Annotated in this window: 25 protein-coding genes; 10 read left to right on the forward strand and 15 right to left on the reverse strand. The window is 62.2% G+C overall.

Annotated features, from left to right (window positions below; all coding sequences use genetic code 11):
* Positions 1-25: 25 nt before the first annotated feature.
* The 3 genes from YWU_RS17445 to YWU_RS0105070 all read right to left on the reverse strand — a co-directional run bounded on the left by YWU_RS17445 (position 26) and on the right by YWU_RS0105070 (position 2,568).
* Complete coding sequence (locus YWU_RS17445; RefSeq protein ID WP_051260057.1) at positions 26-1,009, reverse strand: phosphatase PAP2 family protein; 984 nt, start codon at positions 1,007-1,009, stop codon at positions 26-28.
* Between the two features lie 91 nt (positions 1,010-1,100).
* Positions 1,101-2,069 (reverse strand): RDD family protein, encoded by a 969-nt coding sequence (locus YWU_RS0105065; RefSeq protein WP_027019607.1) that lies wholly within the window; start codon positions 2,067-2,069, stop codon positions 1,101-1,103.
* Positions 2,070-2,250: 181 nt separating this feature from the next.
* A complete protein-coding gene (locus YWU_RS0105070; RefSeq protein ID WP_027019608.1) occupies positions 2,251-2,568 on the reverse strand; it encodes a hypothetical protein in 318 nt (105 codons plus the stop codon).
* Between the two features lie 283 nt (positions 2,569-2,851).
* Here YWU_RS0105070 and YWU_RS0105075 point away from each other — a divergent pair, with 283 nt between their 5' ends.
* The 5 genes from YWU_RS0105075 (at position 2,852) to YWU_RS0105095 (ending at position 6,980) form a co-directional block, all read left to right on the forward strand.
* The gene (locus YWU_RS0105075) at positions 2,852-3,511 is read left to right on the forward strand and encodes a helix-turn-helix domain-containing protein (protein ID WP_027019609.1); all 660 of its coding nucleotides are present in this window, start codon (positions 2,852-2,854) and stop codon (positions 3,509-3,511) included.
* A gap of 139 nt (positions 3,512-3,650) precedes the next feature.
* Positions 3,651-4,772, forward strand: a complete 1,122-nt coding sequence (gene dusB, locus YWU_RS0105080; RefSeq protein ID WP_051260058.1) for a tRNA dihydrouridine synthase DusB — start codon at positions 3,651-3,653, stop codon at positions 4,770-4,772.
* Between the two features lie 80 nt (positions 4,773-4,852).
* Positions 4,853-5,581, forward strand: a complete 729-nt coding sequence (gene phoU, locus YWU_RS0105085) for a phosphate signaling complex protein PhoU (RefSeq protein ID WP_027019611.1) — start codon at positions 4,853-4,855, stop codon at positions 5,579-5,581.
* Between the two features lie 182 nt (positions 5,582-5,763).
* The gene (locus tag YWU_RS0105090) at positions 5,764-6,384 is read left to right on the forward strand and encodes a ClpP family protease (protein WP_027019612.1); all 621 of its coding nucleotides are present in this window, start codon (positions 5,764-5,766) and stop codon (positions 6,382-6,384) included.
* Complete coding sequence (locus tag YWU_RS0105095) at positions 6,381-6,980, forward strand: ClpP family protease (RefSeq protein ID WP_027019613.1); 600 nt, start codon at positions 6,381-6,383, stop codon at positions 6,978-6,980. The genes YWU_RS0105090 and YWU_RS0105095 overlap by 4 nt, the downstream gene beginning before the upstream one ends.
* A 12-nt stretch (positions 6,981-6,992) precedes the next feature.
* On the opposite strand, the gene YWU_RS15305 is transcribed toward YWU_RS0105095, so the two are convergent.
* The 7 genes from YWU_RS15305 to YWU_RS0105130 all read right to left on the reverse strand — a co-directional run bounded on the left by YWU_RS15305 (position 6,993) and on the right by YWU_RS0105130 (position 13,191).
* Entirely contained in the window at positions 6,993-7,325 is a 333-nt protein-coding gene (locus YWU_RS15305) for a helix-turn-helix domain-containing protein (RefSeq protein WP_084141808.1), read from the reverse strand.
* An 89-nt stretch (positions 7,326-7,414) separates the two neighbouring features.
* Positions 7,415-8,191: a phosphate ABC transporter ATP-binding protein PstB gene (gene pstB / locus YWU_RS0105105; RefSeq protein WP_027019614.1), complete on the reverse strand. Its 777-nt coding sequence runs from the start codon at positions 8,189-8,191 to the stop codon at positions 7,415-7,417.
* 40 nt (positions 8,192-8,231) lie between these two features.
* Positions 8,232-9,089, reverse strand: a complete 858-nt coding sequence (gene pstA / locus YWU_RS0105110; RefSeq protein WP_420805290.1) for a phosphate ABC transporter permease PstA — start codon at positions 9,087-9,089, stop codon at positions 8,232-8,234.
* Positions 9,090-9,176: 87 nt separating this feature from the next.
* On the reverse strand, positions 9,177-10,226 hold the full coding sequence (pstC, locus tag YWU_RS0105115) for a phosphate ABC transporter permease subunit PstC (RefSeq protein ID WP_027019616.1): 1,050 nt from the start codon (positions 10,224-10,226) through the stop codon (positions 9,177-9,179).
* A 92-nt stretch (positions 10,227-10,318) separates the two neighbouring features.
* Positions 10,319-11,407: a phosphate ABC transporter substrate-binding protein PstS gene (gene pstS / locus YWU_RS0105120; protein ID WP_027019617.1), complete on the reverse strand. Its 1,089-nt coding sequence runs from the start codon at positions 11,405-11,407 to the stop codon at positions 10,319-10,321.
* Positions 11,408-11,634: 227 nt separating this feature from the next.
* Positions 11,635-12,432: a mycothiol synthase gene (gene mshD / locus YWU_RS0105125; protein ID WP_034647134.1), complete on the reverse strand. Its 798-nt coding sequence runs from the start codon at positions 12,430-12,432 to the stop codon at positions 11,635-11,637.
* An 81-nt stretch (positions 12,433-12,513) separates the two neighbouring features.
* Entirely contained in the window at positions 12,514-13,191 is a 678-nt protein-coding gene (locus tag YWU_RS0105130) for a winged helix-turn-helix transcriptional regulator (RefSeq protein WP_027019619.1), read from the reverse strand.
* 68 nt (positions 13,192-13,259) lie between these two features.
* On the opposite strand from YWU_RS0105130, the gene YWU_RS15310 reads away from it, so the two are divergent.
* Both YWU_RS15310 and YWU_RS0105140 read left to right on the forward strand, forming a co-directional pair.
* A complete protein-coding gene (locus YWU_RS15310; protein ID WP_051260059.1) occupies positions 13,260-14,024 on the forward strand; it encodes an LmeA family phospholipid-binding protein in 765 nt (254 codons plus the stop codon).
* 81 nt (positions 14,025-14,105) lie between these two features.
* The gene (locus tag YWU_RS0105140) at positions 14,106-14,744 is read left to right on the forward strand and encodes a heme-binding beta-barrel domain-containing protein (RefSeq protein WP_027019620.1); all 639 of its coding nucleotides are present in this window, start codon (positions 14,106-14,108) and stop codon (positions 14,742-14,744) included.
* Between the two features lie 14 nt (positions 14,745-14,758).
* Here the strand turns inward: YWU_RS0105140 and YWU_RS0105145 are convergent, their stop codons facing one another.
* The gene (locus YWU_RS0105145; RefSeq protein ID WP_027019621.1) at positions 14,759-15,613 is read right to left on the reverse strand and encodes an aminodeoxychorismate lyase; all 855 of its coding nucleotides are present in this window, start codon (positions 15,611-15,613) and stop codon (positions 14,759-14,761) included.
* A gap of 65 nt (positions 15,614-15,678) precedes the next feature.
* Here YWU_RS0105145 and ygfZ point away from each other — a divergent pair, with 65 nt between their 5' ends.
* Both ygfZ and YWU_RS0105155 read left to right on the forward strand, forming a co-directional pair.
* Positions 15,679-16,701, forward strand: coding sequence for a CAF17-like 4Fe-4S cluster assembly/insertion protein YgfZ (gene ygfZ / locus YWU_RS0105150; protein ID WP_240484061.1), 1,023 nt, complete (start codon positions 15,679-15,681; stop codon positions 16,699-16,701).
* Positions 16,702-16,888: 187 nt separating this feature from the next.
* Entirely contained in the window at positions 16,889-17,089 is a 201-nt protein-coding gene (locus tag YWU_RS0105155; protein ID WP_027019623.1) for a DUF3073 domain-containing protein, read from the forward strand.
* A gap of 105 nt (positions 17,090-17,194) precedes the next feature.
* Here the strand turns inward: YWU_RS0105155 and purM are convergent, their stop codons facing one another.
* The 3 genes from purM to YWU_RS0105170 all read right to left on the reverse strand — a co-directional run bounded on the left by purM (position 17,195) and on the right by YWU_RS0105170 (position 20,327).
* Positions 17,195-18,271, reverse strand: a complete 1,077-nt coding sequence (gene purM, locus YWU_RS0105160) for a phosphoribosylformylglycinamidine cyclo-ligase (protein ID WP_027019624.1) — start codon at positions 18,269-18,271, stop codon at positions 17,195-17,197.
* 52 nt (positions 18,272-18,323) lie between these two features.
* Positions 18,324-19,832 carry an amidophosphoribosyltransferase gene (purF, locus tag YWU_RS0105165; RefSeq protein ID WP_205618301.1) on the reverse strand — a complete coding sequence of 503 codons (1,509 nt, stop codon included), beginning with the start codon at positions 19,830-19,832 and terminating at the stop codon, positions 18,324-18,326.
* A 105-nt stretch (positions 19,833-19,937) separates the two neighbouring features.
* A complete protein-coding gene (locus YWU_RS0105170; protein ID WP_027019626.1) occupies positions 19,938-20,327 on the reverse strand; it encodes a sterol carrier family protein in 390 nt (129 codons plus the stop codon).
* Between the two features lie 96 nt (positions 20,328-20,423).
* On the opposite strand from YWU_RS0105170, the gene YWU_RS0105175 reads away from it, so the two are divergent.
* Positions 20,424-21,404, forward strand: coding sequence for an acyl-CoA thioesterase (locus YWU_RS0105175; RefSeq protein ID WP_051260061.1), 981 nt, complete (start codon positions 20,424-20,426; stop codon positions 21,402-21,404).
* An 80-nt stretch (positions 21,405-21,484) separates the two neighbouring features.
* Here YWU_RS0105175 and purL read toward each other — a convergent pair whose 3' ends face one another.
* Positions 21,485-23,779 carry a phosphoribosylformylglycinamidine synthase subunit PurL gene (gene purL / locus YWU_RS15315; protein WP_034647136.1) on the reverse strand — a complete coding sequence of 765 codons (2,295 nt, stop codon included), beginning with the start codon at positions 23,777-23,779 and terminating at the stop codon, positions 21,485-21,487.
* Positions 23,780-23,784: the final 5 nt, after the last annotated feature.

The raw sequence follows: 23,784 nt of genomic DNA on the forward strand, positions 1-23,784 counted from the left end.
TAATTTCACCCCCTGACACCCACGGTCACCTGTGGTCACCGGGAAATCCAGGGATGTCCTCTTGTCGAAGAATCTCTCCGTCAGAAGCAGCTCGACGCGGTGCCGGACGCGCCGGCGACTGCCGACCACCCGACGGTCGCGACCCCGCAGGACGGCTACGAACTGACCTGCCTTCGGCCGGCCTAGAACCGGCTGGGCGCACACCGGCCGGCCGAAGCGTCGATCGGGAGCCTTGGGGTGGGGTGGCTGATTGAGCAGTGCGTCGGGAGGCGCTCACATGAGCGGACAACGACTGCGCCGACAGGGAGAACTCGCGAACCTCACGGCTCATCGCTGGCATCGCCGCGCGGGCCTGCGGATTAGTCCCCCACAGCCAATTCCAGTTCGCGGTGAGCCTCTCCAAGAAGGGTGTGAGGGTCAAAGACACGATCGTCACCACTGCGATGCCAAGCGCCATTCCTGCGAACACATCGTGGAAATAATGCATGCCCACCGCGACACGAGAGAGTCCGATCAGCACGGCGAGAGTGATCACTAAGCCCACCAGTTTTCGCGCAGCGGGAACAGCAACAATGCAGGCAGCCGCGAAGGATACCGCAATCACTGTGTGGTTCGACGGCCACGAGAAGTTTCCTGGCTCCCGGCAGACCAACACAGTGGCTACCTCAAAAGTGTTGCAGGGCCGTTCCTGCTGCACGATCCGCTTGATGACCTCGCTGGTCATATACGCCGCAATAACTCCCACCCCGGCACACGCCAGCCGAACGAAGGCGACTCGATCCCGTAACCATGTCCAGGCGGCCAAGACCGCAGTGATCAAGACGAGCAGCACTAGCCCCGGATCCGTTATGATGGTGGCCATTGAGGACCGCACCGCTGATTCAGCAGTCCAGCCAGACAGACCCCGGTACAGGGTTTCCCGGAAAAAGTAGGTAGCAACCGCCAGCAACACCAGGACAGCTACGAGCCATCCGGTGAGCCGTACGATGCGTGAACTTCGGTAATGCATTCACCGCAAGTTACCAGCTTGAACAGCCTAGTCAGACCGGTTTTCTCCGCACATAGGGGCGAGAAGCCCCTCCGACCTGGTTTTCTGAATATTAACTTTGAATTTCCGGGTTGTTCTTTTTGGTAACTCGCGAATTGGCCCAATTGTCGTGGTAGCCGCGATTGTCCGCGCTGCTCGAAATAGACGAACCGATGGTGCCCATGAAGATCAGCACCGGGAAGAAGAACAACAACTGCGATAGCAACCATGCTTCCCGCTTGAAGGCTGCGCCGAACTCTAGCTTCTCACCGGTGCTGTTATCGGCCACGCGGTATCCGAACAGATGCTTCGCAGGGCTCGCTCCCGTGGAGCTAGTGAAGGCCGCCATCCACAGGGGCGCTCCAACTCCAATGAGGACGGGTCCGATTGCCGGGATCATCCCCACGGTGAAGCTAGCTGCGATTGAGTAGATGAAGAAATCCACCAACCTCATTCCCAGGCGCGTGCCGGCTTCAGCGTTTGCCGTGGGATTGGGCAGACCAGGTGTCATCCCTGGAGCCATGCCCGGCGAAGGCATCACCGGCCCACCGACGGGAACTTGACGGTAGGGGTTCTGCGGCTGGTACGGGTTGGCAGCGCTCGCGAACGGATTCGCAGTGGGGATAGGATTCGCCGTCGGCGGCATCTGGTTACCGGGATATTGCTGCGGATGCCCTGGGTTCGGCTGCGGCTGCATGTGCGGGTGCATGTGCGGGTGTGGAGTCGGAGGGCCATTGCGAGAATCTCCATCCGGCCACACCGGCATGCCGGGATTGCTGGCTAGATGTNGCTCGTCTCCAAAAATGGCACGGGAGCGCAACATCGCGAAGGGTATCCTGCCAAAGCCGGAGTCATCCAGCTGTAGGTCATACCAAGCGCGGTTGCTCTCATCAGAGAGAATTCCGTAGGCGACTTCGCCGAGCTCGCCTTTGGTCTCTGACTTCCGGGAGACCTCGACACCGAGCCGGGTCGAGTCCCAATCGCGCTCGAGGCAGAACAGCTCATAGAAGTTAATGATCCGGTCCTGCGGGCTACCGTTCATGGCCAACTCTCCTCGTTCTTCGCGCGTGCCGCACCCCCGCGCGGGTACGGACTATAAGGATACCGTCACTTCCGACAATTTCCTCACACAAAGCTTGGCACCCGCGTTACTCCAACCCTTCGCGGGTCGGAGGAACGCGGGTGCCGCTGCGTCAGATCTTAAATCTGGTCACCGGATCGGATCAGAGTCCGCCAGTTCCCTCTGCAGCTCCGCCACCGAGATCACCGGCGCCGGGCTGGCCACCCATCTCGCCGCCAGCGCCACCGCCCATGTCGCCGCCGGTTCCACCTTCAAGGCCGCCCTCAGGGGCCATGGGGTCAGTACCGCCCTCAGGAGCCATGGGGTCAGTACCGCCATCAACGCCGGTGTCAGGCTGAGTCGTTTCGACTTCCTGGGTAGTCGTCTCGGGCTCGTTCGCTCCCTCATCGTTGCAAGCTGCTGCGCCGAATGCGAGGGCGCCAACTGCGCCAACTGCCAGGATGTTCTTCATGTTCTTCACGATCTTCGTCCTTCCTTGATGGGGCGATGTGGCCGCCACCATAAGACGACAACCCACCGCCTCCGCAAAGGATCCCGGGATTCACAATCCAGGTCCATCCCAAGATCTGAGACAGTCCTCAGTAAGGGGTCGTGGGATTTGGTGGTGGGCAACGTCGTAAAGCAAAAATTTCTGAATGCCGGTGTCTGACCGCGCGAGCTTTTCCTGGGAATTCTCGGTTCGGCGTATACAAACCACAACATCGACGACAAAACGACCGCCGAAATGTCTAGCATCGGGAGATATGAGCATCTCCGACGAGTCGGCACGCGCCTACCCAGATATGCACAGCGAGCCCGGTGATTCCGGAACTGAGCCCGCCATTGAAGTCGGACTGGGCCGACGAGTCAGAGAACTGCGGCAGTCGCGCGGGCTGTCCGTTGCAGGCCTGGCAGAGCGCGCTGGGATGTCCAAGGCGATGCTCTCCAAGATCGAAAACGCCCAAACTTCCTGCTCGCTCACGTCGGTCGCCGCTTTGGCTGGCGCTCTCGACGTCTCTGTCCCCACACTCTTCCGCGATGTATGCGCCGACCGACCGTCCGCGTACACCCCAGCCGGCAAGGGCACGAGAGTCGACGGGCGCGGTACCCGCCACGGACACCTCTATGAACTCCTGGGGTCTTTCCGAGGACGCGGCGACGGCTCCGCTGCACCGCATCTAGAACCAGTCCTGGTGACCTTGCGTAATGATTCGGACTCATATCCACGTTTCCAACACCCAGGAACTGAACTTCTCTACGTGCTCGAGGGACGAATGACGTACCGGTTCCAAGACACTGACTATCCAATGGGGCCAGGGGACTCTCTGATGTTCGACGGACAAGGCACACACGGCCCGGTTGACCTGATCGAACTACCGATCCGCTTCCTCGCTGTCACCGCATATCCACAGGAAGAAGCGTAGAGGTTGTACCCTGAGCACTTCTGCACTGTCTCGCACCTCACCGGATTTCCCCCTTCACCTGCGAACTGCAAGAATCCGTGTCGTGACCCAGTTGCGTATCGGACCCCATGAACTCTCCTCCCCCGTCGTCCTCGCCCCCATGGCCGGGGTGACAAACGTCGCTTTCCGCGCGCTCTGCCGCGAACAGGAACGCGAGCGGATGGGAACAGTGGCGGGTCTGTACGTCTGCGAGATGATTACAGCGCGTGCCTTGGTCGAGCGGAATGAGAAGACCATGTCGATGGTCGAGTTCGCCGACGACGAGGATCCGCGGTCGATGCAGCTCTACACCACCGATCCGGAGTGGACTTATCGTGCCGCCCGGATGATCGCTGACGAGGGCATGGCCGACCACATCGACATGAACTTCGGTTGCCCGGTGCCCAAGGTGACCCGCAAGGGCGGCGGTTCGGCACTGCCGTACAAGCGTCGATTGTTCGGCAACATCGTCGACGCAGCGGTCCGAGGCGTGGCCGATGCCGGCCGCTCTGCCGAGATCCCCGTGACGGTGAAATTCCGTGTGGGCATCGACGACCAGAACAAGACGCATCTCGACGCCGGCCGTATTGCCGCCGACAACGGTGCTGTCGCGGTGGCCCTCCACGCCCGCACTGCCTCCCAGCGCTACTCCGGGCAGGCGGATTGGATGGAGATCTCCAACCTCAAGAACCACATGGTCGATTCTGGATTCGGTGAGATTCCGGTGCTCGGCAATGGCGACATTTTTGCCGCCGGAGACGCTCGCCGGATGATGGACGAGACCGGCTGCGACGGAGTGGTCGTCGGCCGCGGTTGCCTCGGTCGCCCGTGGCTCTTCGCGGAGCTCTCTGCTGAACTGCAGGGCCGGGAAGTGCCGACACCGCCGACCCTCACTGAGGTCGCCGACATCATCCTGCGCCACACCGAACTCATGGCCTACTACGGCGGAGAGGGCTTCGCCTGCCGCGATATTCGCAAACACATCGGTTGGTACCTGCGCGGCTACCCGGCCGGTGGTGAACTTCGCGCGAACCTGGCGAAGGTCACCTCCGTGGAGTCCCTCAAGGAACTTCTCGCACCGCTTCACGACGGCTCCGTGGCCGGCTCCCTCCCCATCGACGCAGACGGCCCGCGTGGCCGTCAGGGCTCGCCGGGCAAGGTCGTGCTTCCCGACGGTTGGCTCGACGATCCCGAGGACGAAGCCGTTCCAGAAGGCGCAGATCTGATGCATTCGGGCGGCTAACGCCGCCAAAAGAATAATTATCTCGGTTGACCGCCTGTTCAACGAGCGGAAGTAGCTGGCCAGCCTTATGATTCGTCTCTATGCGCACCGTTTACCGCGAACAGATGGATAACCTCGCACATGATCTTCTCCTCATGTGCGACCAGATCCATGACATGAACCGAAAGGCCAGCAAGGCGCTCTTCGACGCCGATATCGCTGCAGCCGAAACCGTCCTGGGATCCGTCGACAAGCTCGATGAGCTCCGCGAGCGATCCGAGACCCGAGCGATCGAGCTCCTGGCGCTGGAAGGTCCCGTCGCCGGTGACCTCCGCCAGATCATCTCCGGCATCTACATCGTCGAGGACATGGCACGCATGGGCGCTCTGTCCGTGCACATTGCCAAGACTGCCCGTCGCCGCCACCCGGACAAGGCTGTTCCGGCGGACACCGAAGGATACTTCCGCGAGATGGCCAAGGTCTGCGACAGCATCGTCACCCACACCCGGGAAATCCTCACCACCTATGACGTGGAGATGGCACTGACAATGGCGCAGGAGGATGACAGCATCGATGACATTCACCAGCACCTGTTCTCCCTGACCACCTCGGACACCTGGGCACACTCATCCAAGGTCACCGTCGACGTCACCTTGCTGAGCCGCTACTACGAGCGCTTCGCTGACCACGCCGTCGAGGTCGCCGCACGCGTCGTCTACCTGGCCACCGGTTACAAGCCCGGTGAGTACCTAGGCCGCATCGAGGGCCAAGAGGAGCTCGACCAGCTCCGCACTCGAATCTCCAACCTGGAACGTCACTTCGACAACTAGGCCCATCTCTTTCCCGCCACCCCGGCGCGGCTCCGCGCAAGCCCTGAACCGGCGTCTGATCACTCAGTGATCGGCGCCGGTTCCTTATCTGTGTCGATCTATCTGGCCAGTTCCGCTGTGAGCAGATCCGCCCACCGCAGAATGGCCCCACAGCGGCTTCTTAGCGCACCAGCATCGGTTTCATGACCGATTCCACACGCGACACCAGCTTCGTGCTCGACCAGCACTTGCACGAATCCCTCTACTCTCGCCGAGTGCTCGTTCTTGGCGACGCTCTCGACCAAGACAACTCCACCCGCCTGTGCATGGCGCTGCTTGCTCTGTCTACCGATAACCCAACTGCCGACATCACCGTGGTCATTAATTCGCCCGGCGGCTCCGTCCCAGGAATGCTCGCGATCCGAGACACCATGCGTGCCATACCCAATGACGTGGTGACCGTAAATCTCGGCATGGCGTACTCCGCCGGCCAGTTCCTGCTCTCTGCGGGTACCTCCGGCAAGCGGTTTTCAATGCCGCACGGAAAGGTCCTGCTCCACCAGGGCTCTGGCGGTATCGGAGGGGCTGCTCCAGATATCTCCATCCAGGCCGATGACATCACCCACACTCGCGATACCGTCCTGGGCTGTATCGCTCAGGACACCGGGCGTCCGATCGACCAAGTCTTCAGCGATTCCCTCCGGGACCGTTGGTTCACCGCCGAGGAGGCTCTCGACTACGGGTTCATCGACGGCATCATTACTTCGCTTTCCGACGTCCTATCCACACCCCGCCCTTCCTTCGGCATCGAGGTCCACTCATGAGTGGTTTCATCATCCCCAACGTCATCACCCGCACTCCTGAGGGCGAGCGTGCCCTGGATATCTACAGCAGGCTCCTCACCGAGCGCGTGATCTACCTGGGCACCGCCGTCAATGATGAGGTCGCAAATAGCATCATTTCCCAGCTCCTCCATTTGGAGAGCGAATCGTCTGATCTGCCCGTGTCTCTCTATCTCAATAGCGCAGGTGGAGATCTGCCGTCGATTCTCGCTATCTACGACGCCATGCAGTTCATTCGCCCCGATGTGGAGACCACCTGCGTGGGCCAGGCCGTCGCAGGTTCAGCGGTCTTGCTCGCCGGAGGCGCTAAGGGAAGCCGTTCGATTCTCCGTCACGGCCGGGTCATTCTGGCTCCGCCAGCGTCCGAAGGCGGCCGCGCGGCGATTCCCGATCTGCTTCTAGAGGCGGAGGAAATGCAAAGAACTCGAGCGCTTCTCGACGCCATCCTTGCCTCCCACACCTCCCACTCCACTGAGGAGATCCACCTGGACTCTGAACGGCAGCGGGTGTTCTCCGCCGAGGCGGCACGAGAGTACGGCATAGTCGACCGGGTCATTACCTCTCGAGAGGTCAGTTAAGACAGCGCCGACTCACGCCGCCAGAGCCAGCACAGAAACAGAGGAAATGCCGGTGCCAGTGCCGGTATCGGAGTTCGCAGCCGGGGTGGTGCGTTCCACCAGCGGGTACGCCAACCGCATGATGCCCGCGACATCCGAGCCAAGTGCACCTGCGATCGCCTCCAGTACCTCTGAGGAGGGGTCCTTCATCCCTCTTTCCACCTCTGAGAGGTATTGGGGTGAGATGCCTGCGGCCTCGGAGACGTCGCTAAGCCGCTCTTTTCTCTCATTGCGCAAGGCCCGCAGGGCCTGACCCACCTGCTCCCGCCAGAGCGGGGAGAACTGCATCTTCACGACGTTTCCCATAGCCACCACCGTACGCAAAAACCGCCCTGAACGTTGAGTTCAGAGCGGTTTTTCGCTGCCGGGGGACAGCCCGGTGTGCTCGGAGTGGTTTATCCGAAGCGACCGGAGATGTAGTCCTCGGTCTCCTTCTTGGTCGGGTTCTCGAAGATCTGCTTTGTCGGTCCGACCTCGATGAGCTTGCCGGGCTTGCCGGTGGCCTCGAGGGAGTAGAAGGCGGTCTGGTCGGACACACGAGCAGCCTGTTGCATGTTGTGCGTCACGATGACGATGGTGAACTCTTCCTTGAGCTCGTGGATCAGTTCCTCGATCGCGAGGGTGGAGATCGGGTCCAGTGCAGAGCACGGCTCATCCATGAGGAGAACTTCCGGCTGCACGGCGATCGCACGTGCGATGCACAGACGCTGCTGCTGACCACCGGAGAGGCCGCCGCCGGGCTTGTCCAGACGGTCCTTGACCTCTTCCCAGAGGTTCGCGCCACGCAGGGACTTCTCAGCGACCTCTTTGAGCTTCTTCTTGTTGCGCTCACCGGAGAGAACCAGTCCGGAGACGACATTCTCTTCGATCGACATCGTCGGGAACGGGTTCGCCTTCTGGAACACCATGCCGATGGTGTTGCGGACAGCCACCGGGTCGACCTTGCGGTCATAGATGTTCTCGCCGTCGAGGAGGACCTCGCCCTCGCAGTACGCACCCGGGATGACCTCGTGCATGCGGTTCAGGCACCGCAGGACGGTGGACTTACCGCAGCCGGAGGGGCCGATGAAGGCAGTGACCGAGCGAGGGGGAACGTGGAGGTTAACGTCCTGCACCGCGTGGAAGTCGCCGTAGTAGATGTTGAGGTTGTTCAGATCGAGGCGCTTAGCCATGACTCTGGACCTTTCTGGTGTTTCTGGGTTGCCCGGAGGGCTACTTCTTGACGGAGAACTTCGCGGAGATGACTCGCGCTGCGATGTTGATGAAGGCGATGATGAGGACCAGCGTCAGGGCTGCGCCCCACATCTTGTCGAACGCTGCACCGGTGTTACCGGCCTTGTACATATCGAGCATGAGCAGCGGCAGCGAGGACTGGGACTGACCGAACGGATCCCAGGTAATGATTCGGGATGTGGCCACGAGGATCAGCATCGGAGCAGACTCACCCATGACGCGGGCGACAGCCAACATGATGCCGGTGACGATTCCGGACAGTGCGGTGGGAAGAACAATCTTGGCGATCGTCTTCCACTTCGGCACTCCCAGTGCGTAGGAAGCTTCGCGCAGGTCCATCGGAACGACTCGGAGCATTTCCTCGGTATTGCGCACCACGATCGGGAGCATCAGCAGAACTAGGGCCAGCGACACTGCGAAGCCCGAGCGGTTCATGCCGAACATGACGACCCACATGGAGTAGATGAACAGCGAGGCGACGATCGAGGGAACACCGGAGAGGATGTCCACGGCGAAGGTGGTGATCTTGCCGAGGCGGGAGTTGCCCGCGTACTCGACCAGGTAGATGGCGACGAAGATGCCGACTGGGATCGTCAGAACCGAGGTAACAGCCGCCTGCACGAGGGTGCCGATGATCGCGTGCGCTGCACCGCCGGCGTCGGCGCCGACAGTGACACCCAGCTGGGAGGTGGACCACCAGTCAGCGGAGGTGATCATCGGAAGTCCGCGGGAGAGAACGGTCCACAACAGCCAGATCAGCGGAACGAGGGCCAGGCCCATCGACGCGTAGATGATGACAGTCGCGGCCTTGTCTGTCACCTTGCGACGGTTAGTCATCGGGGTGAAGGTCGTCTCTGTGGTGGAGACCTTTGCGTCCGGGTTCTCCAGGACCGAGTTATCTGAGGGATTCATGGTGTCGTTCCCCTATTTCTTTGCGATCGATCGGGCGGCGGAGTTGACCAGGAAGGTCAACAGGAACAGCACCAGGCCGGCGGACATGTAAGCACCTGCACGCAGGTTGTCGTTGAATTCCGGTGCAGCGTTCGCGATGGCGGTGGCGAAGGTCGTACCGCCGTCCAGCAGCGAAGCACGGAACTGAGAGGTCGGCGCGATGACCATGTAGAGCGCCATCGTTTCACCGAGTGCTCGACCCAGGCCCAGCATGGAGCCGGAGATGAAGCCGGACTTACCGAAGGGCAGGACGGCGAGTCGGACAGTTTCCCAGCGGGTTGCACCAAGGGCGAGCGCCGCCTCGATGTGTCCTCGCGGGGTCTGAACGAAGACCTCGCGGGTCGTGGCCGCAATGACCGGGAGAATCATGATCGCCAGGACGATGCCACCGGTGAAGATGTTTCGGCCGGTCTCGAACGCCGGTGAGTTGCCGTAGTGGGTGAACAGGAAGAAGCCGCCCAGGTTGTTCGACATCCACACGTAGAAGGAAGACAGGGCCGGTCCCAGCGCCATGAATCCCCAGAGTCCGTAGACAATCGAGGGAACCGCAGCGAGAAGGTCCACCAAGAAAGCCAGCGGCTTAACCAGCCGCTTATGTGCGTACGAGGTCAAGAAGATCGCAATTCCGAGAGCAACCGGCATTGCGATGATCAGTGCCAAAAGCGAGACCATCACCGTGACGAAGAACAGGTTCGGAATGCCGAAGTACATGCTCGACGTGTTCGACAGGTTCCAGTCCTGGCTGTACGTCAGGAAGTTCGCGTCATTGTTGAGCAGCGAAGGTACCGCGCGGATCAGGAGGAAGACCGCGATGGCGACGATGAAAACGGAGACCAGGCCGGATGCGCCAACCGACAGAATCTGGAACACCCGGTCACCCGGGCGGATGACGGAGCCGCGGTCAGAGGCGACTTCCGAGGACTTAGGGTCCTGGGATCCCTGCGGGGCGATGTCGGGGGTAGCGACGCTCGAGGGCTCTGTTTCCGACAACGATTCTCCCTTAGTGAACATGGAGGATGACATGGGCGTTCCTTTGCGAATGAGAAGTGCTTGGCGGTGGAAACCGGAACTGAATCCGCGGCCGGGTGCGGGCCAGGCCCGCAGGAAAGGCCTAACTAGCTAATGGCCTCGACAGCGTCGGTAAGCTTCTGCTTGAAGTCACCCTGAACCGGGATGTAGCCGAGAGCCTCGAGCTCCTCGTTCTGGCCTTCCTCAAGCGAGACGGTGAGGAAGTTCTTCAGAAGGTCGCGAGTCTGATCGTCGTAACCGGAGGAGCAGAAAATCTCGTAGGTGGTGAGGACCAGCGGGTAGGCGCCTTCCTCATCCATGGAGAATAGGGCGTCAGCGTCGACGACCATGTTGTTGCCCTCGCCGGAGTACTCGACCTGGTCCATTGCCTTGCCGACGGTGTCAGCGTTCAACTCGACGGCACCGTGGCCGAAGTCGATCTTGGAGACTCCGAGGTCCTTGTCCTTAGCGAAGCCGGTCTCGACGTAGGTGATGGCGCCCGGGATCTGAGAGACCTCGTCGACGACGCCGGCGGAACCGTTGGCTCCGGAGCCGGTGGCGGACGGGAAGGACTTGGAAGCCTCGTGCGGCCATGCCTCCGGTGCGGCAGCGGACAGGAACTTCATGAAGTTGTCGGAAGTACCGGACTCCTCAGAGCGGTAAACGACAGTGATGTTCTGGTCGGGCAGTTCGCCCTCATTGAGCTCGGCGATAGCCGGGTCGTTCCAGTTGGTGATGTCACCGTTGAAGATCTGGGCAATGACCTCGGGAGAAAGGGTGATGTCCACGCCGTCGAGGTTGTAGGCGACAGCGACCGGGCCGATGACCATCGGAAGGTGCCATGCTTCGTTGCCAGCACAACGCTCTGCAGCCTGTGCAGCCTGCTCCTCGTCCAGTGCGGAGTCAGATCCGGCGAATGCAACCTCGCCTGCAAGGAAGCGGGTCTGTCCGGCGCCGGAACCGGTTGCGTTGTAGGAGAGGGTGGAACCCGGATTGGACATCTCGAACAGTGCCGCGAAATGGTCCATCGCGCGCTGCTGGGAGGTAGCGCCCTCGCCCTGCAGCTCACCGGTGACATCTGCCAGGCCTTCGACCTGAGAGTTCTCTCCGCCGCCCTCAGAGCAGGCGGTAAGAGTAAGGCCAGCAGCAGCGGTCAGTCCGACGATTGCGGCTAGGCGACGATTCTTGTTGAGCACATTTCCTCCGGGGATTAAGCGCGACTTCCCTGGGTGAGTTCCAGATAAAGAAAGGACGCGCGGCGGTTCGGCTCCAGGAACGGAGCTCATCCAACAAGAGGAGAACCTAAACCCGCTGGGTATACACATCCCAGCGAGTAGGTGAACGACAGGTGAATACCTGCTGTCACTTTCCCTTCGCTCGGACCCAGAGTGCTCAATGTCACTATTTGGCGCGGATCGTGCGCCTACCCGTAGAGAACGTCCTCCCGAGAGACCTCAAAACCGAGGCTCTTGTAGGTACGGACGGCCGCCACGTTGTCCCCTTCTACATAGAGGATCACGGTTTTCACGCCCTTCGAGGCCAGATGCACTAGCCCGGCGCGGGTCAGCCAGCCGCCAATGCCTCGGCCCTGAGAGAGCCTCGAGAGCCCGATAACGTAGACCTCACCGAGTTCGGGTCCGTGAACCTTGGTCCAGTGAAAGCCAACGATCCTGCCTTTCTCCACGGCAAACAGCACGCCCTCCGGATCAAACCAGTCGGCTTCGCGAGCCTCATTCAGGTCTTCCGGAGTCCAACCCCCCTGTTCGGGGTGCCAATCAAAGGCCTCGTTGTTCACCGCCAGCCATTGGCCGTCGATTTCTTGGGCGCCGAGCCTGTCCACGGCTTCCGGGTAGGTCTCTACCACGACGCCTTCGGGAGCATTCTCCAGTTCGGTGGGGATGTCCTCAATCGACATCTGGAGCAGCGTTCGTACAGCCGTCAGACCACGTTTTTCTGCGATCACCTGGGCTGCCCGTAAATTGCCGTGTGCCCAGATCTTCTTCGCATCGATCTCGTCGAGAAGCTTTGTGCCCACCCCACGACGTCGGTACGCAGGGTGCACTACGACTTCGGTAACGCCCTCATGCTCTACCGCTATGCCGACGCACTGTCCGTCGATGTTCGCGCGCACCGCGGAGTCGAGCCTGTTCACGAAGGCTTCGCCCATCGGCTCCACGCCATCGTGGCTCTCCGCGTCTTCCAGAATCTTGCTGTCGTCCATCACCGGCACCTGCCTGTCGTTGAATTCATCCTCTGAATTGCAATTTACAAGCAAGTGACGCACCGGCGACGACGTTGCAGGTCACTCGTCGTCCGCGGACTCCACGATCTTGTAGCCGACGTTGCGGACGGTGGCGATCAGGCCCTCGTAGGTGGTGCCCAGTTTCGAACGCAGGCGACGCACGTGAACGTCCACGGTGCGCGTACCACCGTGGTACTCGTAGCCCCACACATCCTGCAGGAGCTGCGCACGGGTGAATACCCGGTCGACATTTCCTGCCAGGTAGCGCAGCAGCTCAAATTCCTTGTAGGTCAGATCCATCGACCGGCCGTCGATACGCGCGGTGTACGTGTGTTCGTCGACCTCAAGAGCACCGACGTTGATGACCGAAGCCTCCTCCGTCACCGGCACTGGACGGCGGGCCAGCAGCAGGCGAAGCCGCGCATCCACCTCAGCCGGTGTCGCAGTGGGCAACAGGAAGTCATCAATTGCCCAACCGCCGTCGAGTGCGATCAGTGCTGTGTCCATCGCCAGCACGGCCACCGGAAGGTCCGGGTTGGCTGCGGCAATGGAGCGGCACATGTCCCTCGCCGCTACAAGGTTCGGTCCGGTAGCGTCGACGACAACCACCGTAGCGTCGTCGAGCATCGTGGCGGCCTGCGGCGACGCCGGCAACCGAACCACCTCGTGGTTAAGCAACCCGAGGGTCGGCACCTTCGCCCGGATATCCGGATCGTTGCTCACTAATGCAAGTCGCATTCTGCAGTCTCCCTAGTCGTCCTCCTTAAAATATTATGTGAAACAACCCCTCAGGTATAAATAGACACGTGGTTAACAAACGCAGGGGCGTTATTTTCAGCGCTGTAATAGTCGCCGTCGTCGCAGCTCTCTTCCTCGTCGACTCCGTCGCGGCGGCCAACGCCGAGCGAAATCTCGCCCGTCACCTGCGAGAAGCGGAGAATCTTCCCGCGGAGCCGTATGTGAGCCTGGGCGGATTCGCTTACTTGTCGTCATTGTTATCCGGGCAGTGGAGCTCCGTCACCGTCCGATCACGCGACATGGAGATCGAAGAGTTCGGTCTCGTTACCGTCAACGCTGACGCCATCAATGTCCAGGTGCCCGCGTCATCTGTGTGGAGCGGTGAATTCTCCGACTCCTTGTCCGAGCTCTTCTACGCCCGGTTGCAGTTCGATGGTGTGGCGTTGGGGGCACAGCTGGGTATCTCCGACCTGCTCATCGAGAACTACAAAGACATCTCCCCTGCCGGCAACTGGGAAGCAGAGGCGATCTTCGAGGGCACCCCGCCTGGCGCAGACGACACCGTCTCCGTGCTCGTCGAGCTACGAATCCATCAGGCCACTGTGGAGCTGACGCCGACCGAGGTGCTGGCCAACCCATCAGACGTCCCCGAGGATGAGGCCCTGGATGCCTTCCGGATCACGTTCCCGTCAGGAACTCTGCCGCTCCCCCAGAACCCCACCCGCATCTTCGTGCAGGGCGGCTCCGTCAACATCGAGAGTGAGCAGAGAAACGCCCACGTTTCACCGGAAGATTTCTTGCCCCGCGCCGGCGAAGAGGTTGATTTCAAGTAAGTCGCGTTACATGTACCAACCTCAAGACTGGGACGACCACACCAGAAACTGAGGTACGGGCGGCTGTCGCGGCGGCCATGGATGGCGAAGTATCGTGGAACCATGACTGAAAAACTCAATGGAAACGACGCCGTGAACCTCGCCGCGGAACAGTCGAAGAGCACCTCTAGACGAAACATCGTCGAGTTGCCTGACCTGCCCGTTGAGCAGGACACCGCTAACCTCCGACAGGGCCCGAACATCCACGATGGCCTGCTGGCACTGCTGCCGCTGGTCGGCGTCTGGCGGGGCCATGGCCAGGCTCATGACGACAACGGTGACTACGAGGTCGGTCAGCAGATCATCTTCGCCCACGACGGCGAAAACTACATTCGCTATGACTCCCGCATCTGGCGTACCGATTCTGAGGGCAATGCCACCGGCCAAGACTCGCGCGAAACCGGATTCTGGCGCATCTCCGAGAAGGATGAGATCGAACTGGTTGTCGCTGGATCCAACGGTTACGTCGAGATCATGTACGGCGAGCCGATGACCGAGCGGGCTTGGCAGGTGGAATCCGCCTCGACGATGGTGACATCCACCGGACCAAAGGATCTGGGCCCGGGCAAGCGCCTGTACGGCCTCATGCCGAACAACGACCTGGGCTGGGTCGACGAGCGCCTCGTCGACGGCGAGATGGTTCCGCGAATCTCGGGCCAGCTCTCCCGCTGGGCGGGCTAGAACCAGCGGTTAGTTCACGCGGTGAGAGCGTCATCGCACAGCGAAACGAAGCTCTCGATCTGCCTGGCGGACACCGCCCGCAGATCCTGGCCGTCCACCGACGTCACGCGCGCCAAGATCCGCACCGAGGAGACCAACCACACTGAATCCGCGGTGTGCAGATCCTCCGGCCGCAACTGGGCCAGGGTGCACGTGTAGCCACGGTCCGCCGCGACGTCGAATAGCGAGGCCTGTGTCGTTCCCGGCAACACCCCTTCACCGGGGTTCGGAGTGAGCAGTTCGTCGCCACGGACCAGCACTAGTGTCGAGGTAGGCCCCTCTAAGAGGTTGCCCTCCGCGGAGGTAAAGATGACGTCGTCGAAGCCGTTGCCCTTCGCGTACCGCAGAGCCGCCATATTCGCGGCGTAGGACAGGGTCTTAGCCCCGATCAATGCCCACGGCGCCCGGGAGCCGAGATCAAGGGAGAATCCCCTCTCAGCGAGCATTACGCGTACCTCGCCCGAACGGCCCTGAACCGGCGACATGAGGATGTACCCAGTGGGAGTTCCGGTCGATTCGCGTCCGCGGGAGTACACCCACCGCATCGCGGCCTCCCCGCCGCCGCCCTGGGCCCATTGGCGCAACGCCAAGTCGATGCCGCGGTCCCAGAGTTCAAGATCCGGCGCAGGCAGGTCGAGCATCGCCGCAGAGGACACGAATCTGTCCCGGTGGCGGTCAGCATTGCATAGGTGGCCTGAGCGGACTAGGAGAGTCTCGAACACCCCATCGCCACGGACAGCCCCAAGGTCGTCCGCATGGAGGAATGGCGCAGCGACATCGGCGGCCCTGGGGCCGTCCGGCGCAGTGACGTCAATCAGAACGGCAGTCATGTCTCAATCATGCCCCACTCCGGGGCGGGGTTCCGTTCTCAGGCTTTGGCGCTACGATCGGATACGTGAGCGACGCAAATCTACTGAGTCCGATCATCAAACATGTGCCCGGCGCAGCGGCGCGCGACGGGGAAAGTGTCGCCTGGCATTACGGCGACCCGCTTGGTGAGCAACACAAGGCCCTGGAAAACTCCGGAGTCATCGACAGATCCGACCGGAAGGTCGTGAGGATCGGCGGGGCGGACCGACTGACCTGGCTGAATACCCTGTTCTCTCAGAAGGTCGACAATGCTGAAGTAGGCACAGTCACTGAGGCACTCGACCTAGACGGACAGGGCCGAATTCTGCACCATATGGACCTCGTGGTCCTCGAGGACTGCGTCCTGCTGATAATTGCCCCGAGTCAGCTGGAATCACTGGTCAAGTACCTAACGATGATGGTGTTCTGGTCAGACGTCACCATCGAAGAGACCAATCTCACAGTACTGTCCCTTATCGGCGACTCCCCCGCGCCGGAGGAACTCCTCGTGCTCGACCATGGCCAGTGGCGTGACGTGGTGGTTCCCCGCTCGGAGTTGGTGGAGGTGTGGGACCGTCTCGTCGCTACAGGAGCCTTGCCGACCGGCCTGATGGCATGGGAAGCCGAGCGTGTCACTGCGCTTCGCCCCGAGCCGGTGGACTTGGACGAGAAGGCCATCCCCCATGAGGTTCCACGGTGGATAGAAACTGCCGTTCACCTGAATAAAGGTTGTTACCGGGGGCAGGAAACCGTCGCCCGAGTCCAGAATCTCGGCAGACCTCCCCGCACGCTCGTGATGTTGCAGCTCGACGGCTCCGCAGCGACCCTCCCGGAAGCCGGTGACCCAGTGACGGCAGGTCGACGCACTGTCGGCCGAGTCGGCACAGTTGTGGACCATTGCGACTACGGTCCGATTGCTCTCGCGCTGGTCAAGCGGTCCTCACAAGAGGGTGTGGATCTCTCGGTGGGTGACTGCTCGGTGGCCGTCGATCCAAGTTCTGTCGACCGCGACGAATCGGTTCGGCCAGGACGTGCCGCCGTAGACAAACTTCGGGGGCGCGGCGACTGACCCCTGATACGACCCCCTGACGGCCACGCGCACTTCCCCGGTCAGCCCCTTACTCGGCAAACCGCCTGCGTGCGCGCGTAGATTAATTATGCCTCTTTCGGCTATGGTGTTCTGCAGGAATCACTAATAGACAAAATGAGGGGCCGACGCTCAGCGTCCGCCCTTGACCACGCAAGGGGGTCTCGTCATGGGTCGCGGCCGTGCCAAGGCTAAGCAGCAGAAGGTTGCACGTAACCTGAAGTACAACACACCGGAGATGGATCTCGACCGGCTTCAGCGGGAGCTGACCGGAGACTCGAGCCACGCGGATTACGTCGAAGACGATGATCTCGAAAGCGACGAAGATGTGGACGAGTGGGGCCCCGACAGCGAATGGGACGAGAGGTAACTCCTCCGCCGCTTTCCCGAAGCAGTGCGCCGGTCTAGGACCTGCGAATTCCTGAGCCTCAGACGAAGAGACCCGCCCCGTTGATCCGGGGCGGGTCTTCTCGTGTCAGTTGGCGGTCGGGTGCTCGCCGCCGAGCACAGCCTTCTCTTCGTCCGGTGCAGAGGCACGCACGGTGCCCAGTTCCCAGGAGTCAACGTGGCGAGCGGTGAGGATCGCAAGCGCGCGGTCTCGGTCCTCCGGGGCGACGATGGCAATCATGCCGACACCCATGTTGAAGGTCTTTTCCATCTCGTCGCGGGCGACCGAGCCGGTCTCCTGGATGAAGCCGAAGACCGGCGCCGGGGCCCACGTGCTGCGGGACATGTCCGCGGTCAAGCCCTCGGGCATCACGCGGGCAAGGTTGGCGGTCAGGCCGCCGCCGGTGACGTGGCAGAAGGTTCGAACCTGAGCCTCGCTCATGAGCTCCAGGCAGTCCTTGGCGTAAATGCGGGTCGGCTCGAGCAGCTCCTCACCGAGGGTGCGGCCAAGCTCGTCCACGTGGGCGTTCAGGTCCAGGTTTGCCGTATCCAGCAGGACGTGGCGGGCCAGGGAGTAGCCGTTGGAGTGCAGACCGGAGGACTTCATCGCGATGATGCTGTCGCCCTCGCGGACGCGGTCCGGTCCGAGGACCTCGTCCTCTTCGACGACGCCGACGGCGGTGGCGGAGACGTCATAATGCTTGGGCTCCATGACACCTGGGTGCTCAGCGGTCTCGCCACCGAGGAGGGCGCAGCCAGCCTGCTCACAACCCTCAGCGATGCCGGAGACGATCTGTGCGATGTGCTCGGGGACAACCTTGCCGACGGCGATGTAGTCCTGCAGGAACAGCGGCTCGGCGCCACAGACCACGAGATCATCGACGCACATGGCAACCAGGTCGATGCCGATGGTGTCGTGCTTGTCCATCTGCTGTGCGACGACCAGTTTGGTGCCCACACCGTCAGACCCGGCGGCGAGGAGCGGCTTGCGGTACTCACCCAGTGCGAAGAGTCCGGCGAAGCCGCCGAGCCCACCGCGGACCTCGGGGCGAGTCGCCTTCTTAGCGATCGGCGCGAGCAGTTCGACTGCGCGGTCTCCGGCCTCGATGTCGACTCCGGCAGCCGCGTAAGAGGCTCCCTGGTTGACGCCCTTGTTGTCGGTCACGTGTTTTCAGCTCCTGATAGTTGTGGTCGGCTCAGCCGGTGGGGTGTCGAGATCAGCGGGCAGAGGCCTGCATACGCAGGACCGATTCCGCATTTGCGTTGTTCTCCGGCATTCCCAACGGGTAGTTGCCGTCGAAGCAGGCGCGGCACAGATCGCCAGCCTGCTGTTCCGTTGCTTCGGTCATGCCTTCGACAGACACAAAGCCGAGGCTGTCCGCGCCGATCGCCGTGGCGATGCCTCCGACGACGTCCGCCTGGTCTACGCCATTGGCGATGAGCTCGCCGGGGGATGCGAAGTCGATGCCGTAAAAGCACGGCCACTTCACCGGCGGCGAAGCGATACGCACATGTACCTCAGCGGCACCGGCTTCACGCAGCATGCGGATGAGGGCGCGCTGGGTGTTGCCGCGGACGATGGAGTCGTCGACAACCACAAGCTTCTTGCCCGCGATTGCTTCCTTCAACGGGTTCAGCTTCAGCCGAATGCCCTGCTGGCGAATCGTCTGAGACGGCTGGATGAAGGTACGTCCGACATAGCCGTTCTTCGTCAGTCCCTGGCCGAAGGGGATGCCGGAAGCCTGGGCGTATCCGACTGCAGCCGGGGTGCCGGATTCGGGAACCGGAATCACCATGTCGCCATCGGCGGGGTACTCCTTCGCCAAGCGACGTCCGATCTCCACTCGCACCGAGTTCACCGAACGGTCCGCAATGACGGAGTCCGGGCGGGCCAGGTAGACGTACTCGAAGATGCAACCAGCGGACTTCTTCTCCGCGAAGCGGGAAGAGCGGACACCGGAGGCGTCAATGGCGACAACTTCGCCCGGCTCGATCTCACGAACGAAGGACGCACCGACGATGTCGAGAGCACACGTCTCAGAGGCCACGACCCACCCGCTGTTCAGGCGGCCCAACGCCAGCGGACGAACTCCGTTGCGATCGCGAGCCGCGTACAGTGTGTCGCCATCAGTGAAGGTCAGGCAGAACGCGCCCTGCAGCCGCGGCATGAGGTTCAGTGCCGCTTCTTCGGTGCGGGTGCGGCCGCCGAGGTCCTCACTGGAGGTATCGGAGAGCTTTCCGATCTCGTGGGCGAGCAGCATCGTCATGATGTCCGAGTCGGATGGCAGATGCTTACTCAGGTCCACCAGGCCGAGTGCTTCGGCCTCATCAGCCAATGCCATGTGATTGACGAGGTTTCCGTTGTGCCCGAGGGCGATGTCGGTGCCGTCGTCAGCCATTCGGAACATCGGCTGGGCGTTATCCCAGGACGGGGCGCCGGCGGTGGTGTACCGCGCATGGCCCACTGCAACGTGCCCCTTCAGGGCCTCTAGGGTCTGCTCATCGAAAACCCGGGACACCAGTCCCAAGTCTTTGAAGACCAGCACCTGGTCACCGTCTCCGACGGCGATTCCCGCTGCTTCCTGGCCACGGTGCTGCAGCGCGAACAGCCCGTAGTAGGTCAATTTGGACACGTCTTCGCCCGGTGCCCAGACTCCGAATACGCCACATTCTTCCCGCGGCGACTGCTCATCGAGGTCGTCTAGAGGTGAAGAAGGAGTGTTCAGGGCTGAAGAACCGGTGATCAAGGTATCGGTCACAAGCCCACGATAGCGGTGACACCGTCACACGGGAAAACGGCGCCACACACTAGCGGCCTGCAGTGATTCACGTCACAGGCGGACAACGGGAAAACAGTGGGCGATCTCGGCGGCCCGCACTCCGGATGCATCGACCTCGGCGTCGGCAAATTCGAGCTCCCCGGTGGCCATCCGAAGCCACGTGCGGGCATCGGTCTCCACCACATTGGGCGGGGTCCCTCGGGTATGTCGCGGCCCCTCAAAGCATTGCACTGCCACAAATGGCGGCACTCGAACCTCAACGGTGTGACCGGGCGCTTCTTGGGCAAGCATCCTCGCGCTAAGCCGTACCGCCGCCGCTGTCGCCTGCCGAGAGGGGGTTGGAACCGCCTTGGATGCGATCTCCTCCTCCGAGGCCAGAATCCAATCTTCCACCGCCAGCACTGCAGCTCGAACCTCTGCCGGATCAATCTTTTTCGCCATAACTCCCCCATTGTGCACCTATCGGCAAGCGCCCTGATGGTTACTCACACGGACGTCATTCCTGCCCGTCTACGGGCCAATCGTATAGTTGTCCCCATGCCTTCTTCCTCCGTCACTCTCCGATTTCTCGCCGCCCCCAGCGATGTGCTGATGGCCGGCTCTAACAGCGTTCACGGAGGCCGTGTACTGCAGTGGATCGATAAGGCCGCGTACGCGTGCGCCACCGGTTGGGCGCAGCAGTACTGCGTCACCGCGTACTTCGGCCACATCAACTTCACTCGCCCGATCCCGTCCGGCCACATGGTCGAGATCACCTCGAAGATCGCGTACACCGGCCGGTCGTCGATGCATATCGTTAACGAGGTCCGTTCGGCCGATCCGCGAACCGGCGAGTACACCCGCGCTGCGGACTGCTTGGTCATTTTCGTGGCGATGCAGGACGGCAAGCCGACCACTGTGCCGTCCTTCGAGCCGGACAACGAAGAGGAGGTCCGGGTCCGCGAGGCTGCGCTGTCTCGCGTGGATCTGCGCAAGTCCATCGAGGCGGAAATGCGCGCCCAGATGTATACCGCGGATTCCTCCGCCCCGGAGACCACTACTCGCTTCTTGGCTAAGCCCTCAGACGTGAACTGGGGCGGCAACGTCCACGGTGGCACTGCGATGGAGTGGATTGATGAGGCCGCCACTGCCTGCACCATGAACTGGGCCGGGCGCGACACCATCGCGGTGTACGTCGGCGGCGTTCGTTTCTACCGCCCCATTCACATCGGCGATCTTGTGGAGGTCCGCGCTCGCCTGCTGAGCACTGGTAAGTCGTCAATGAACGTCTCGGTGCACGTGTACGCCGGCCCGCCGCGTGAGGGCCGTGGAGGCCTGCAGAAGGCGCTGCATTCCTCGATGACCTACGTCGCGGTCGACAAGGAGTTCAACGCCCAGCCGGTGCCGTTCTTCAACCCCGTCACCGACGAGGACAAGCGCCTGGCCGCTCACGAGTTGAGCCTGCGCGCTCTGCGCCAGAAGTACGAGCCGCTGCCGCTCTTCGCTGATGACGAGCGCAGCGACAAACGCAAGGATTAAAAGCACCAAAAAACGCTTCCCGACGTTCTCCTTAACTCGCAGGTAAGAAACGTCGGGAAGCGTTTTTTGTCTTTGCTCTTTTACTCCACCACGGAGTTGGCGCCGACCGCGTGGCCGAAAAGGCCCGGGAGGGTGCCGCGCCAAGCGGTCTCAAGCTCATCGACACCGATCTCGAAGGAGTCGGTGCGCAGAACCTTGTCTGCGGTGACCGTACCGATGCGGGCGGCGGTGACGCCGACCTGAGCAGCACGGGCCTCGAGCTTCTCTGCCTCGGCTGCAGGAACAGCGACAAGCGCGCGAGAGGCGGACTCGGAGAAGAGCGCGACGAAAGCGTCGTCATGCACTGCGGCGAGGTCAATCTGGGCGCCGACGCCGGACTGGATGCAGGCCTCAACGAGAGCCTGGGACAGGCCGCCCTCGGACAGATCGCGAGCGGCGGAGAGGAAGTGCTCGCCCTCCGCGACGATCGTGCCGTGGAAGAACTCGGTGAGCTTCTCTTCATCAGAGAGCTCGATGGCCGGCGGCATGCCCGCGAGGGTGTCGTGGGCGACCTGCTGCCAGATGGAACCGCCGAGCTCGTCGGTGGTGTCCCCGAGGAGGTACAGGACCTCGTCGTCGGCGGTACCCAGACGGTTGCCGATGGTCTTCTCCACGTCCTCAATAATGCCGAGCACGGCGATGACCGGGGTCGGCAAGATCGGCTCGTCGCCGGTCTGGTTGTAGAAGGAGACGTTGCCGCCGGTGACCGGGACGCCCAGTTCAGCAGCACCGTCGGCGAGACCGCGGACGGCTTCAGCGAACTGCCACATGGCGTCCGGATTCTCCGGGGAGCCGAAGTTCAGGCAGTTGGAGACGGCATACGGCAGCGCGCCGGTGACCGACACATTGCGGTGCGCCTCAGCCAGTGCCAAGCGGGCGCCGGTACGCGGGTCGAGCTTGGTGTAGCGGCCCGAGGCGTCCGTCGCGATGGCAACGCCACGGCCGGTGTCCTCGTTAACGCGCAGAACGCCAGCATCGGCGTGCTTGGCTGCGATGGTGTTGCCGCGCACGTAGCGGTCGTACTGCTCGGTGATGAAACCGCGCGAGCACAGCGCCGGGGACGCGGCCAGATCCAGTACTGTCTGACGCAGCTCGGAGGCACCTTCCGGGCGAGCCAGAGTCGGCTCTGCCTGCAGCTCGTCCTGCCAAGCCGGACGTGCATACGGACGGTTGTAGGTCGGGCCCTCGTCAGCGATGGTCTTCGGCGGTGCGTCTACCACGATCTCGCCCTGGTGCTTGATGACCAGGTTCGGGTTCTCCGTGACGACTCCGATGTCGGAGGCGATGACGTCCCACTTCTGACAGATCGCCATGAACTCGTCCATGTCCTCCGGTGCCACCACGGCGCACATGCGCTCCTGGGACTCCGAGGACAGGATCTCTGCAGCAGTCATGTTGTCTGCGCGCAGGTGCACCTGGTCGAGGTCCACCTCCATTCCGCCCTCACCGGAAGCGGCGAGCTCGGAAACAGCACAGGACAGACCGGCGCCGCCGAGGTCCTGGATGCCAACGACCACGCCGGCCTTGTACAGGTCCAGGCAGCACTCGATGAGGACCTTCTCAGCGAACGGGTCGCCGACCTGGACCGCTGGGAGCTTGCGCTCAGCGCCATCCTCGAAGGTCTCCGAGGCCAGCACTGACACGCCGCCAATGCCGTCTAGGCCCGTGCGGGAGCCGAACAGAACCACGCGGTTGTTCTCGCCGGTAGCGAAAGCCAAGTGCAGGTCCTCAACGGGCAACACGCCAACGCACAGCGCGTTGACCAGTGGGTTGCCAGCGTAGGACTTATCGAAGACGGTCTCGCCGCCGATGTTCGGCAGACCCAGGCAGTTGCCATAGCCGCCAACGCCGGACACCACGCCCGGCAGGACCCGCTGGGTGTCCGCCGCGTCAGCTGCACCGAAACGCAGCTGATCCATCACGGCCACCGGGCGTGCACCCATCGCCATGATGTCGCGGACGATGCCGCCGACGCCGGTTGCGGCGCCCTGGTACGGCTCGACGTAGGACGGGTGGTTGTGGGACTCGACCTTGAAGGTCACAGCCCAACCATCGCCGATGTCGACGACGCCGGCGTTTTCGCCGATGCCAGCGAGCATCTTCGACTTCATCTCGTCGGTGGTGGTCTCTCCGAAGTAACGAAGGTGCACCTTCGAGGACTTGTAGGAGCAGTGCTCCGACCACATGACGGAGTACATCGCCAGTTCAGCGTCGGTAGGACGGCGACCGAGGATCTCACGGATCCGGTCGTACTCGTCTTCCTTCAGGCCGAGCTCGGCCCACGGCTGGTCGATGTCCGGGGTGGACGTTGCGTTGTCAACGGTGTCTTGCTTCATATCCG

The organism is Corynebacterium sputi DSM 45148 (assembly GCF_000427865.1).
Classification (GTDB): domain Bacteria; phylum Actinomycetota; class Actinomycetes; order Mycobacteriales; family Mycobacteriaceae; genus Corynebacterium; species Corynebacterium sputi.

Bases quoted from the DNA above. Each gene is read 5' to 3' on its own strand.
- dusB (WP_051260058.1), top strand. From the start codon at position 3,651: ATGGCCGGGGTGACAAACGTCGCTTTCCGCGCGCTCTGCCGCGAACAG.
- YWU_RS0105095 (WP_027019613.1), top strand. From the start codon at position 6,381: ATGAGTGGTTTCATCATCCCCAACGTCATCACCCGCACTCCTGAGGGC.
- mshD (WP_034647134.1), bottom strand. From the start codon at position 12,432: ATGGACGACAGCAAGATTCTGGAAGACGCGGAGAGCCACGATGGCGTG.
- YWU_RS17445 (WP_051260057.1), bottom strand. From the start codon at position 1,009: ATGCATTACCGAAGTTCACGCATCGTACGGCTCACCGGATGGCTCGTA.
- phoU (WP_027019611.1), top strand. From the start codon at position 4,853: ATGCGCACCGTTTACCGCGAACAGATGGATAACCTCGCACATGATCTT.
- YWU_RS0105075 (WP_027019609.1), top strand. From the start codon at position 2,852: ATGAGCATCTCCGACGAGTCGGCACGCGCCTACCCAGATATGCACAGC.
- YWU_RS0105090 (WP_027019612.1), top strand. From the start codon at position 5,764: ATGACCGATTCCACACGCGACACCAGCTTCGTGCTCGACCAGCACTTG.
- YWU_RS15305 (WP_084141808.1), bottom strand. From the start codon at position 7,325: ATGGGAAACGTCGTGAAGATGCAGTTCTCCCCGCTCTGGCGGGAGCAG.
- pstB (WP_027019614.1), bottom strand. From the start codon at position 8,191: ATGGCTAAGCGCCTCGATCTGAACAACCTCAACATCTACTACGGCGAC.
- purL (WP_034647136.1), bottom strand. From the start codon at position 23,779: ATGAAGCAAGACACCGTTGACAACGCAACGTCCACCCCGGACATCGAC.
- YWU_RS0105170 (WP_027019626.1), bottom strand. From the start codon at position 20,327: ATGGCGAAAAAGATTGATCCGGCAGAGGTTCGAGCTGCAGTGCTGGCG.
- YWU_RS0105140 (WP_027019620.1), top strand. From the start codon at position 14,106: ATGGCGAAGTATCGTGGAACCATGACTGAAAAACTCAATGGAAACGAC.
- pstA (WP_420805290.1), bottom strand. From the start codon at position 9,089: ATGACTAACCGTCGCAAGGTGACAGACAAGGCCGCGACTGTCATCATC.
- YWU_RS0105130 (WP_027019619.1), bottom strand. From the start codon at position 13,191: ATGCGACTTGCATTAGTGAGCAACGATCCGGATATCCGGGCGAAGGTG.
- pstC (WP_027019616.1), bottom strand. From the start codon at position 10,226: ATGTCATCCTCCATGTTCACTAAGGGAGAATCGTTGTCGGAAACAGAG.
- YWU_RS0105175 (WP_051260061.1), top strand. From the start codon at position 20,424: ATGCCTTCTTCCTCCGTCACTCTCCGATTTCTCGCCGCCCCCAGCGAT.
- YWU_RS0105145 (WP_027019621.1), bottom strand. From the start codon at position 15,613: ATGACTGCCGTTCTGATTGACGTCACTGCGCCGGACGGCCCCAGGGCC.
- YWU_RS0105155 (WP_027019623.1), top strand. From the start codon at position 16,889: ATGGGTCGCGGCCGTGCCAAGGCTAAGCAGCAGAAGGTTGCACGTAAC.